At 59.9% G+C, this 12,663-nt stretch carries 7 protein-coding genes; 6 read left to right on the top strand and 1 reads right to left on the bottom strand.

The annotated features are described in order from the left end of the window. The first annotated feature begins 244 nt into the window (after positions 1-244). Together NXC24_RS33535 and adh are read left to right on the top strand one after the other, a co-directional pair. Positions 245-1,198 (top strand): GAF domain-containing protein, encoded by a 954-nt coding sequence (locus tag NXC24_RS33535; protein WP_104827559.1) that lies wholly within the window; start codon positions 245-247, stop codon positions 1,196-1,198. A 135-nt stretch (positions 1,199-1,333) separates the two neighbouring features. Further along, positions 1,334-2,842 (top strand): aldehyde dehydrogenase, encoded by a 1,509-nt coding sequence (gene adh, locus NXC24_RS33530; RefSeq protein ID WP_104827558.1) that lies wholly within the window; start codon positions 1,334-1,336, stop codon positions 2,840-2,842. A gap of 115 nt (positions 2,843-2,957) precedes the next feature. On the opposite strand, the gene NXC24_RS33525 is transcribed toward adh, so the two are convergent. Then, the gene (locus tag NXC24_RS33525) at positions 2,958-3,704 is read right to left on the bottom strand and encodes a helix-turn-helix domain-containing protein (protein ID WP_245464124.1); all 747 of its coding nucleotides are present in this window, start codon (positions 3,702-3,704) and stop codon (positions 2,958-2,960) included. Between the two features lie 220 nt (positions 3,705-3,924). Between NXC24_RS33525 and NXC24_RS33520 the strand changes: the two genes are divergently transcribed. The 4 genes from NXC24_RS33520 to narJ are packed head-to-tail and all read left to right on the top strand — an operon-like array spanning position 3,925 to position 12,659. Further along, positions 3,925-6,669: an MFS transporter gene (locus NXC24_RS33520; protein ID WP_158704610.1), complete on the top strand. Its 2,745-nt coding sequence runs from the start codon at positions 3,925-3,927 to the stop codon at positions 6,667-6,669. Positions 6,670-6,682: 13 nt separating this feature from the next. Further along, positions 6,683-10,429 (top strand): nitrate reductase subunit alpha, encoded by a 3,747-nt coding sequence (locus NXC24_RS33515; protein WP_104827975.1) that lies wholly within the window; start codon positions 6,683-6,685, stop codon positions 10,427-10,429. After that, a complete protein-coding gene (narH, locus tag NXC24_RS33510) occupies positions 10,426-11,952 on the top strand; it encodes a nitrate reductase subunit beta (protein ID WP_104827555.1) in 1,527 nt (508 codons plus the stop codon). Before NXC24_RS33515 ends, narH begins: the two co-directional genes overlap by 4 nt. Further along, entirely contained in the window at positions 11,949-12,659 is a 711-nt protein-coding gene (narJ, locus tag NXC24_RS33505) for a nitrate reductase molybdenum cofactor assembly chaperone (protein ID WP_245464123.1), read from the top strand. Before narH ends, narJ begins: the two co-directional genes overlap by 4 nt. Positions 12,660-12,663: the final 4 nt, after the last annotated feature.

Here is a 12,663-nt window from a genome sequence, read left to right as displayed (position 1 = left end):
ATGAGGATCAAGGTATTCGCTATCGCCTGATCTACATTTTGGAAAATTGTGCATAAGCGGACGTGCCAAGGAATACGGCTGACATGACGTGCTCTGTGCTTGTCTGCCGCTCGAGATGTTTGGCGGATCTCTGGGACACAGCGATCCATTGGGCCGGAAACTGGTCTTGGCGGCAGCATGCTCAGGATTGCCACGTCGCCCTTTTTTAGCAAGAATTGATCTGACGTTCGGTGGGAGGAGCCCAATGTACGAGCATTCTGCGCATGCGGATCAGGTTTATGCATCCGCGCAGTCTGTTGCTGCAAGTTCTACGATCGTCGCCTCCTGGCGGCGCTGCATGACCATGCATCGATTGGCACCGGAGGAAAAGAGGTTGCCTGTTCGTCTGAGCGACCAGGAATTTCGAACGGCATGTCAACAGTCGGAAAGGCTGCTGGTGGAAGCGGCTGATGAACTCGGTCGGCTCTTCTCGACAGTCGGAAAGGCTGGCTGCTGCCTGCTTCTGACCGATCGTGACGGCATTGCGCTGGAGCGACGCGGCACGGCAGGCGACGATAAGGAGTTCCAGAATCTCGGCCTTTGGACCGGCTCGGTGTGGACCGAGGCGAGCATCGGCACGAACGGCATCGGCACCGCGCTTGCTGACGATCGGGCGGTGGCGATCGTTCGGGATCAGCACTTTTTCTGCTCCAATATCAATCTGAGCTGTACCACGGCGCCGATCCGCGACCATCGCGGCCAGATGGCCGGTGCGCTGGACGTTTCAACATGCCGCGAGGATGTCAACGAGGTGACGCTGGCGATCATCTCCCAAACGGTTCGCGAGGCGGCCATGCGTATCGAACTCGGTCTTTTCCGCAGCGCCTTTGCTGGAGCTCGTTTTGTTTTGGTTCCGACCGATAGTGGTTCGACCTCGGCGCTTCTCGCCGTCGATCGGAACGATATGGTGCTTGGTGCGACGAGAGCCGCACGCGTGGCGTTGAAACTCGACGACCAACGCATTTCCGCTGGCGTCCCAGCCACCGATGCATTGCGGGAAAAGCATCTGGACGATGGAAAAGCTCTTCAGGAGGCTGAACGTGCCGCTCTTCTCAGGGCACTGTCACGCGCCAATGGCAATGTGACGCAAGCCGCACTCTCCCTTGGCATGAACCGTGCCACTCTTCATCGCAAGATGAGGAAGCTGGATCTGCATTGACAGATCGAAAGTGTCGCAGAGTTGCGACACTGTGCACTGCGGTATGGACCACGCACCCTGTCGTCCGGCGATAAAGACGCGCAGATTTCTCCCATCGGGTTTGCAGCCCGGAATTGTCGACCAAGGGAGGATGACATGCTGCATCAGAAAATCGTCGAATCTCCGTTCAAGCTCAAATATGGGAATTACATCGGCGGCGAATGGCGAGAGCCGATCGGCGGCAGATATTTCGACAACATCACGCCGGTGACCGGCGGCAAGATCTGCGAGATTCCACGCTCGGACGAGAACGACATCAACGCGGCGCTGGATGCCGCCCATACGGCCAAGGACAATTGGGCCAAGACATCAGCCGCTGAGCGCTCGAACATTCTGATGAAGATCGCCCAGCGGATGGAAGACAAACTCGAAACGCTTGCCGAGGCGGAGACGTGGGACAACGGCAAGCCCATTCGCGAAACAATGGCCGCCGATATTCCACTCGCGATCGACCATTTCCGCTATTTCGCCTCTTGCATTCGCGCTCAGGAAGGCTCGATCGGCGAGATCGACCAAGATACCGTCGCCTATCATTTTCATGAGCCGCTCGGCGTCGTCGGCCAGATTATCCCGTGGAACTTCCCGATCCTCATGGCCGCATGGAAGCTGGCGCCTGCCCTTGCTGCCGGCAATTGCGTCGTTATCAAGCCCGCCGAACAGACGCCCGCTTCGCTGCTCGTCTGGGCGGAAATCGTCGGGGATTTGCTGCCGCCCGGCGTGCTTAATATCGTCAACGGCTTTGGCCTCGAGGCCGGCAAGCCGCTCGCGACCAGCCCGCGTATCGCCAAGATTGCTTTCACCGGCGAAACGTCGACCGGTCGGCTGATCATGCAATATGCCAGCCAGAACCTGATACCCGTCACGCTCGAGCTCGGTGGCAAGTCGCCGAACATCTTCTTTGCGGATGTGATGGCGGAAGACGACGACTTCCTGGACAAGGCGCTCGAAGGGTTCGCCATGTTCGCGTTGAACCAGGGTGAAGTTTGCACTTGCCCCAGCAGGGCGTTGGTCCAGGAATCCATCTACGATCGTTTCATGGAAAAGGCCGTGAAGCGGGTCGAGCAGATCAAGCAGGGCAACCCGCTCGATTCCGCTACGATGATCGGTGCCCAGGCTTCCAGCGAGCAGATGGAGAAGATCCTTTCCTATCTCGATATCGGGAGGCAGGAAGGAGCCGAAGTGCTGACGGGCGGCGGCCGCAATGATCTCGGTGGTGAGCTTTCAAGCGGCTACTACATCAAGCCGACGATCTTCAAGGGTCATAACAAGATGCGCATCTTCCAGGAGGAGATCTTCGGCCCAGTGGTGTCCGTGACCACCTTCAAGGACGAGAAGGAGGCGCTGGAAATCGCCAATGACACGCTCTACGGCCTCGGTGCCGGCGTGTGGACCCGCGATGGCAACCGCGCCTATCGCTTCGGGCGGGAGATCCGGGCCGGCCGCGTCTGGACGAATTGCTATCATGCCTATCCGGCCCATGCGGCCTTCGGCGGGTACAAGCAGTCCGGCATCGGTCGCGAGACACATAAGATGATGCTCGATCACTACCAGCAGACCAAGAACATGCTGGTGAGCTACAGCCCGAAGGCGCTTGGCTTCTTCTGATCTCCTCTCAAGCGCTATGCAAAGGCTTCCGGCTGTTGGCTGGAAGCCTTTAGCGCGCTTGAGGGAAAGTCTTGGGCGACGAGAAGGGTCAAGCCTCGGTCGCGTTTCCTACCGGCTAAAGTGGATAGGGAAGTTGGGTCAGGTCAAATTCGTCGCTGCCGTCGATATAGGAATCAAAGCCGCATTCGGCGGCAAGCCTGGCAGAATCAAGGATAGCGATCGTCTGACCATCGACCCTGATCCCCGCCTTTTCGAGACCGGACAGAGCACGGGAAAAGGATTCGCGGGTAACGCCGAGTTCGGAGGCGATCAGGGTCTTCTCATAAGGAAGGACGGCCTTGTCGGGCGTTCCCTGCCGTGCCGATAAGGCGAGTAGGTAGCAGCCAATGCGTTGGGTGGAAGACCTCAGCTTTAGATTCTTGATCTGCCGCACCATTCGGCGGAACTGATGAGCAAGGCTTCCGATCACGGCATGCGCAAGCAACGGTTCACGCGCCACGGCTATGCGGAATGTTCCTGCATGGATTAGCAGAAAACGCGAGAGTTCCGGCACACGCGCCTGCATGAGGTAGGGCGCGCCTGTCACGACGGCAGCGGGAATGAGGAGCCCCGGCTCGCGCACCGCTTCGATCAATACCTCGCGTCCCTCCCGCGACTGGCCAAACAACTGGACCGACCCCGAAAGAAGTGCGATCTGGAAGTTTGGTATGTCACCCTGCTCAAAAAGCACGGTGCCTGGCGCCACGCTATGCTGTACCGAATTGCCAAGCAGCTCCTTTCGTGTTGCGTCGGGCAGCGACTGAAACAATGGCAGTTCTTCCAGCATGTCCCGGATTGATGCGCCATACTCTCCTTTTCTCATCGATCTCCGTCCCACCGGCAACGGTCCGCGATTCTTAGAACAGAACGGGACCCGTGCGCTCACCTTCGGCGGCCGCCCAACGCGGCTCACATCAAAACAGTATGTGATAAAAATCACGCCGATGCTTGATGTGGATCAATGAGTGCATCTGACTGTGTTGCCATCCTGCTGTCGATAGCTCCCAACCGCGCCAGGCGCGAACTTTCATCGAGGGCAGCCCATGACACAGGAAACGGCACGACCCAAGGCCGGTCAAATTTTGGGAATGAGCACAGCGGCGTTCACGGCCTGCTTTGCGGTGTGGACGATCTTCTCGATCATCGGCATCCGCATCCGACAGGAACTCGGACTAAGCGAAACTGAATTCGGGCTTCTGGTCGGCACACCCATCCTCACCGGCGCGCTGATCCGCGTCCTGCTTGGCATTTGGACCGATCTTTACGGCGGGAGGCTCGTCTTCACCGCAACCATGCTCGCCGGTGCGGCCGCGACTTTCCTGCTATCTTACGCGCACACTTACCCGCAGATGCTGGTGGCAGCGCTTGGGATTGGCATCGCAGGCGGCTCCTTCGCCGTCGGTGTTGCCTATGTGTCGCGCTGGTATCCGCCCGAAAAACAGGGAACCGCACTCGGCATTTTCGGCGCCGGCAATGTCGGCGCGGCCGTCACCAAGTTCCTTGCTCCCTTCGTCCTCGTCGCCTTCGGTTGGCAGGCGGTCGCGCAGATTTGGGCCGCCGGACTTGCCGTCATGGCTATTCTGTTCTGGCTGACCACCAAGGATGATCCGGTAACCGTCGAGCGACGTCGCTCCGGCATCCGGCCGACGAGCGCCTGGCTCGAACTCGAACCGCTCAAGAATGTGCAGATCTGGCGCTTCGGACTTTACTATTTCTTTGTGTTCGGTGCGTTCGTCGCACTGGCACTCTGGCTGCCGCAATACCTGATCAAGGTCTATGGCCTTAATATCGAGACTGCAGGCATGATCGCCGCTTTCTTCTCGGTGCCGGCGAGCCTGTTGCGCGCCTATGGCGGTCATCTGTCGGACACCTATGGCGCGCGCCGCGTCCTCTATTGGACTTTCCTTGTCTGCACAGCGGCGACCTTCATACTGTCCTATCCGCCGACCGACTACGTGGTCCACGGCGCAAACGGTACGACCTCATTCCACCTTGAAATGGGCCTTGGCGGCTTCGTCGTCACGATCTTCGTGCTCGGCTTCTTCATGGCGCTCGGCAAGGCAGCCGTCTACAAGCACATTCCAGCCTACTATCCGAACCATGTTGGCTCGGTCGGTGGCCTCGTAGGTATGATCGGGGGCCTCGGCGGCTTTGTCCTGCCGATCCTCTTCGGCGTGCTGCTCGACTTAACGGGTCTGTGGACGAGTTGCTTTATGGCGCTCTTCGTGCTTGTCGGCGGTGCGCTCGTCTGGATGCATCTTGCGATCCGCCAGATGGAACGCGGGGCCGCCGGCGTGCCCCTTTCTCGGTTGCCGCCCTTCCCGGAAATGCAGGGATTGCCTGAACCAGTGGTTCAGACCCGTCCGAGCAAGGCGGTGCTGACCGACTGGCGCCCCGAAGATCCGGTGTTCTGGCAGAAGATCGGCCGGGCAGTCGCTCGCCGAAATCTCTTGCTGTCAATCCCGGCGCTGCTTCTCTCCTTTGCCGTCTGGCAGGTTTGGTCGGTCGTGGTCGCCAAGCTACCGCTCGCGGGTTTCACCTTCAGCGCCGACCAACTCTTCTGGCTCGCCGCATTGCCGGGCCTGTCGGGTGCTACGCTGCGGATCTTCTACTCGTTCATGGTGCCGATCTTCGGCGGCCGGCTCTGGACGACGCTCACCACCTGGTCACTCATCATCCCGGCGGTGGGCATCGGTTACGCCGTGCAGCATCCCGAAACGCCTTATGTCGTATTCCTGATCCTGGCCTTGCTTTGCGGTTTCGGCGGCGGCAATTTCGCCTCTTCCATGGCCAATATCTCCTTCTTCTTCCCGAAATCGGAGAAGGGCAACGCGCTTGCGCTCAATGCCGGACTTGGCAATCTTGGTGTCAGCGTCGTGCAGTTCGCCGTGCCGCTTGTCATTGCAGTAGGTCTCTTCGGGCCGCTCGGCGGTACACCTCAAATGGCAGCCAGCACAGCCGGAGTTGCGCCGCTCTGGCTGCAGAATGCCGGTTTCTTCTTTGTGCCCTTCATCGTGCTGTCGGCTTGCGCCTCCTGGTTCGGCATGAATGACATTGCCTCGGCCAAGGCCTCGTTCGCAGAGCAGGCAATCATCTTCCAGCGGAAACACAACTGGATCATGTGCTGGCTCTACACCGGTACGTTCGGCTCCTTCATCGGCTATTCCGCGGGCTTCCCGTTGTTGTCGAAGATGTTGTTTCCGGAGATCAATGCGTTGCAGTTCGCCTTTCTCGGACCGCTGGTCGGCGCGCTCTCGCGCTCAGCTACCGGGTGGCTTGCCGATCGCTATGGCGGCGCGCGCGTCACCTTCTGGGTCTTCGCGTTGATGATGGCCGGCGTTGCGGGCGTGCTGTGGTTCACGGGCATGAGGGAGCAGCCCGGTGCCTTCTGGGGCTTCTTTGCCAGCTTCCTCGTCCTTTTCTTCGCCACTGGCGTCGGCAATGCCTCCACCTTCCAGATGATACCGGCGATCAGCGCCAGGGAGATGGAGCGGCTGATGCCGGGTGCCGACGCCGAAATGCGTCGTCGTCAAGGGGAGAAGGAGGCGGCCGCCATCACCGGCTTCACCTCGGCGATTGCCGCTTTCGGAGCCTTCTTCATTCCGAAGAGCTTTGGTACCTCGATCGCGTTGACCGGCAGCGCCGAGACAGCGCTCTGGGCCTTTCTCGTCTTCTACGTGAGCTGCCTTGTCCTCACCTGGGTCGTCTACACCCGCAAGGGCGGCCTTCTTCATGACATCGAGCGGCGCAAGCGCCGCACCGCCGGCCAAGCCGCCGCGGCCGAATAACAGGGAGAAATATATGTCGCACTTCCTCGACCGTCTGACCTTCTTTCGCAAGAATGTTGGTCAGTTCTCAAACGGACATGGGATCGTCACCAGCGAGGACCGCTCCTGGGAGGACGGTTACCGCAAGCGTTGGCAGCACGACAAGATCGTCCGTTCTACCCATGGGGTGAATTGCACGGGTTCCTGTTCATGGAAGATCTATGTCAAGGGCGGGATCGTCACCTGGGAGACCCAGCAGACGGACTATCCGCGCACGCGACCCGACCTGCCGAACCACGAGCCGCGGGGCTGTGCCCGCGGCGCCTCCTATAGCTGGTATCTCTACTCCGGTGCGCGGGTGAAATATCCGATGATCCGCGGCCGGCTGCTGAAGCTCTGGCGCACGGCACGGAAAACCATGTCGCCGGTCGCTGCGTGGGCTTCGATCGCGGAAGACGCAGAAAAGCGAAAGTCCTACATCTCGATCCGCGGCCATGGCGGCTTTGTGCGAGCCACCTGGGATGAAGTCAACGAGATCATCGCCGCCGCCAATGCCTACACGATCAAGGCGCACGGCCCCGACCGCATCATCGGTTTCTCGCCGATTCCCGCCATGTCGATGGTTTCCTATGCAGCCGGGTCACGTTATCTGTCGCTGCTCGGCGGCGTCTGCATGTCCTTCTATGATTGGTATTGCGATCTGCCGCCAGCAAGCCCGCAGACCTGGGGCGAGCAAACGGATGTGCCGGAATCGGCCGACTGGTACAATGCCGGCTTCATCATCGTCTGGGGCTCGAACGTACCACAGACCCGTACCCCGGACGCCCATTTCTACACCGAGGTCCGTTACAAGGGTACCAAGAGCGCTGTCGTAAGCCCGGACTATGCCGAGGCGACCAAGTTTGGCGATATTTGGCTCAATCCAAAGCAGGGAACGGATGCCGCGCTGGCGCTTGCCATGGGCCATGTCATTCTGCGCGAATACCATCTCGATCGTTCGGTTCCCTATTTCGACGATTATACGCGGCGCTACACCGACATGCCGTTCCTGGTGCGTCTTGCCGAGCGGAACGGCAAGCTGGTGCCTGAGCGCCTGCTTCGCGCCTCGGAGCTCAAAGGCGCGCTCGGAGAGACCAACAATCCGGAATGGAAGACGGTTGCCATCGACGAGAATACCGGTGATCTGGTCGCCCCGCTCGGTTCGGTCGGCTACCGCTGGGGCGAACAGGCGAAATGGAACCTTGAGGAGAAGGATGGCCACGGTCGTGATATCCGCCTCAAGCTCACGCTTGCAGGGGACGGGGCGGAAATCAGGGCGGTCGATTTTCCCTATTTCGGCGGACGTGCCACCGAACATTTCGTTGCGACTGCACATGACGAAATCCTGACCCGCAACGTTCCGGTCCGTACCATCGCCGGTGTGGGTGGCGAGCCGGTGACGGTCGCGACCGCGTATGACCTCATGATGGCGAATTACGGTCTCGACCGCGGCTTCGGCGGCGCCAACGTTGCTCGCAGCTATGACGAGGACATGCCGTTTACGCCGGCCTGGGCGGAACGTGTCACCGGGGTGAAGCGTGATGCGATCATTACCGTTGCGCGCGAGTTTGCCACCAATGCCGAAAAGACCAACGGTCGCTCGATGGTGATCCTCGGCGCTGGCGTCAATCATTGGTACCATATGGACATGACCTACCGGGGGATCATCAATCTCCTGGTGTTCTGCGGCGCCATAGGCCAGTCGGGCGGCGGTTGGTCGCATTATGTGGGGCAGGAGAAGCTGCGCCCACAGACCGGCTGGACGCCACTGGCCTTCGCGCTCGACTGGAACCGGCCGCCCCGCCATATGAACTCTACCTCCTTCTTCTACGCGCACACGGATCAATGGCGTTACGAGACACTGACGGCGGAGGAGATCCTGTCGCCGACGGCACCGGAAGGCGACTGGAGCAGAAGCTTCATCGACTATAACGTCAAGGCTGAGCGTATGGGCTGGCTGCCGTCGGCGCCTCAGCTCAAGCAAAATCCGCTCGACATCGCCGCAAAGGCGAAAGCCGCGGGGCTGGCGCCAAAGGATTATGTCGCCGGCGCACTCAAGTCCGGCGAGCTGGAACTGTCCTGCCACGACCCCGACGACCCCGCGAACTGGCCGCGCAACATGTTCGTCTGGCGCTCGAACCTGCTTGGCTCCTCCGGTAAGGGGCACGAATATTTCCTGAAGCACCTGCTTGGAACCGAAAACGGCGTCATGGGCAAGGACCTCGGGACGGAAGGCGCGGTGCGCAACAAGGAGGTCGTTTGGCACGACGAGGCGCCGCGCGGCAAGCTCGACCTGTTGGTGACGCTCGATTTCCGCATGTCCACCACCTGCGTCTATTCGGATATCGTCTTGCCGACCGCCACATGGTACGAAAAGAACGATCTCAATACATCCGACATGCATCCCTTTATCCATCCGCTGTCGGCGGCGGTCGACCCGGCGTGGGAAGCTCGTTCCGACTGGGAAATTTACAGGGGCCTCGCCAAAACCTTCTCACGGGTTGCATCGGAGGTGCTCGGCATCGAACAGGACGTCGTCCTCACACCGATCCAGCATGACAGTGCCGGCGAGATGGCCCAGGCTTTCGATGTGAAGGACTGGAAGCATGGCGAGATCGAAGCCATTCCAGGCCGCACGATGCCGTCCGTCGCCGTCGTCGAGCGCGACTATCCCAATATCTATGCACGATACACGGCGCTCGGGCCGCTGATGACATCCGTCGGCAATGGCGGCAAGGGCATCAACTGGCAGACGCAACACGAGGTCGAAGCGCTTGGGGCACTCAACGGCGTGCATTCGGAGGGTGCGGCAAAGGGCCTGCCGAAAATCGAGAGCGACATTGATGCGGCTGAGGTCATCCTGATGCTCGCACCGGAGACCAACGGGGAGGTGGCGGTGAAGGCCTGGGATGCCCTGTCTGCGGCAACCGGCCGCGACCATGCCCATCTCGCCGTTCCCAAGGAAGACGAAAAGATCCGCTTCCGCGATATCCAGGCGCAGCCGCGCAAGATCATTTCATCGCCCACATGGTCGGGCATCGAGAGCGAGAAGGTCTGCTACAATGCCGGCTACACCAATGTTCATGAGCTGATCCCCTGGCGCACGCTTACCGGCCGTCAGCAGCTCTATCAGGATCACCTCTGGATGCGGGCCTTCGGCGAAGGTTTCGTCACCTGGAAGCCGCCGATCGACCTGAAGACGATCGCGGCCGTCAAGGACCGCCGACCGAACGGAAACAAGGAAATTGTCCTCAATTTCCTGACGCCGCATCAGAAATGGGGCATTCACTCCACCTATACCGACAACCTGCTGATGCTGACCCTCAATCGCGGCGGGCCGGTCGTGTGGATTTCCGAACTGGACGCGAAGTCTGCGGGTATCATCGACAACGACTGGGTGGAAGTGTTCAACACAAACGGGGCGCTGACTGCGCGCGCCGTTGTCTCCCAGCGCATCAAGCAGGGCATGATGCTGATGTATCATGCGCAGGAAAAGATCATAAACACGCCTGGCTCGCAGATGACCGGCAATCGCGGCGGCATCCATAATTCGGTGACACGCGCGGTGCTGAAGCCCACCCACATGATCGGCGGCTATGCCCAACTCGCCTACGGCTTCAACTATTATGGAACCGTAGGCGCCAACCGCGACGAATTCATCGTTGTGCGCAAAATGTCCAATATCGACTGGCTTGAGGGGCCGCTGCATTCAACCAAGGCGCCGAAGGAGGCCGCAGAATGAAGATCCGTGCACAAATCGCGATGGTGCTGAACCTCGACAAATGCATTGGTTGCCACACCTGTTCCGTCACCTGCAAGAACGTCTGGACCAGCCGTGAAGGCGTCGAATACGCCTGGTTCAACAATGTCGAGACCAAGCCCGGCGTCGGCTATCCCCGCGAATGGGAAAACCAGGAGAAGTGGAACGGCGGCTGGCGGCGCAAGCGGAACGGCAAGATCGAGCCGAAGATTGGCGCGAAATGGCGCATCTTGGCCAATATATTCGCCAATCCGGATCTGCCCGAAATCGACGACTACTACGAACCCTTCACCTTCGACTACGAACATCTGCACACGGCGAAGGAATCGAAGGCCTTTCCTACAGCCCGGCCACGGTCGCTCGTGTCCGGAGAGCGCATCGAGAAGATCGAATGGGGTCCGAACTGGGAAGAAATTCTTGGTGGCGAGTTCGAAAAACGTTCTAGGGACGTGAACTTCGAAGGGGTCCAGAAGGATATCTACGGGGAGTTCGAAAATACCTTCATGATGTATCTGCCGCGGCTTTGCGAGCACTGCCTCAACCCGGCTTGCGCGGCCGTTTGTCCGTCGGGTGCCATCTACAAGCGTGAAGAGGATGGCATCGTTCTGATCGATCAGGATAAGTGCCGCGGCTGGCGCATGTGCGTTTCCGGCTGCCCTTACAAGAAGATCTATTACAACTGGTCGTCCGGAAAATCGGAGAAGTGCATCTTTTGCTATCCACGCATCGAGGCAGGCCAGCCGACCGTTTGTTCGGAGACTTGCGTGGGCCGCATCCGCTATCTCGGCGTCCTTCTTTATGATGCCGACCGCATTGAGCAGGCGGCCAGCGTTCCCGACGAAAAGGACCTCTATCAGGCACAACTCGATCTCTTCCTGGATCCGAAGGACCCGAAGGTGATCGCGCAAGCGCGCGCCGACGGCGTGCCGGAGACCTGGATCGAGGCGGCCCGCACGTCGCCGATCTGGAAGATGGCGATGGACTGGAAAGTCGCGTTCCCGCTGCACCCGGAATACCGCACGCTGCCAATGGTATGGTACGTGCCGCCGCTTTCTCCGATCCAGTCGGCCGCTGCTTCCGGCAAGATGGGCCTCGACGGTGACATGCCGGATGTGCGGAGCCTCCGCATCCCGCTGCAATATCTCGCCAACCTCTTGACCGCAGGCAACGAGGAACCCGTGGCGCTGGCTCTCGAGCGCATGCTTGCCATGAGGGCCTATATGCGAGCCAAGTCCATCGACGGCCGCATCGATGAGCGCGTTGCCGAGAAGGTCGGGCTTACAGGGGCCGACATTGAGGACATGTACCGGATCATGGCGATTGCCAACTATGAGGATCGCTTTGTCATTCCGACCGCGCGCCGTGAATGGAGCGAAGACGCCTATGACCTGCGCGGTTCCTGCGGCTTCTCCTTCGGCAATGGCTGCTCCGGCGGCACGAGCGAAACCAATCTCTTTGGCACCAAGCAGACGAAGAAGGCATCGAACCCGATGGAGATCGCATGATGGCCGTAGAACAGGGGATTCTCACTTTTCGGGCGCTTTCCGCTCTTCTAACCTATCCGACGGAGGAGCTTTGCGCCGCGGTGTCAGAAATCGAAGGAGCGATCGTCTCCGAAGGGCTCCTGCCGGCTCCCGCCGCAAAGTCGCTTCGGCCGCTTCTCGACGATCTTGCCTCGCTCGATCTTTTTGAGTTGCAGGAGCGCTACGTCGAACTCTTCGACAGAACACGCCGCCTCTCGCTGCATCTTTTCGAGCATGTGCATGGCGAGAGCAGGGATCGGGGTCAGGCTATGGTCGATCTCGCCTCGCTTTATGAGAAAGGCGGGCTGGAACTCGCTGCCAACGAACTGCCGGACTATCTCCCGCTGTTCTTGGAATATCTGTCGACGAGACCACGCAAAGAGGCGCTGAATCTTCTTGCCGAGACCGCCAACATTCTGGGAGCGCTCGAAGAACGCCTTTTGTCCCGGAATTCTCCATATGCTGCCGTTCTGACCGCGATCCGTGTGATGGCGGGTGCATCTGCCGAAATCTCCAACGCCGATGCCGGCGAAGCATTGGTTGGTGATCTCGCCGCGCTCGACTCGGAATGGGAGGAGACGGCTGTCACCTTTGGCCCTGGAAGCGGTGGAATGGATAGCTGTTCCAGCGAACGGCTTCAGACCCGTCTCCGTGCAGCACGTCGCGACGTGCGCGCCAATGCCCGTTGAAGGA

Source organism: Rhizobium sp. NXC24 (assembly GCF_002944315.1).
In the GTDB taxonomy this organism is placed as follows: Bacteria; Pseudomonadota; Alphaproteobacteria; order Rhizobiales; family Rhizobiaceae; genus Rhizobium.
This window is presented reverse-complemented; position numbering and strand designations above follow the sequence as displayed.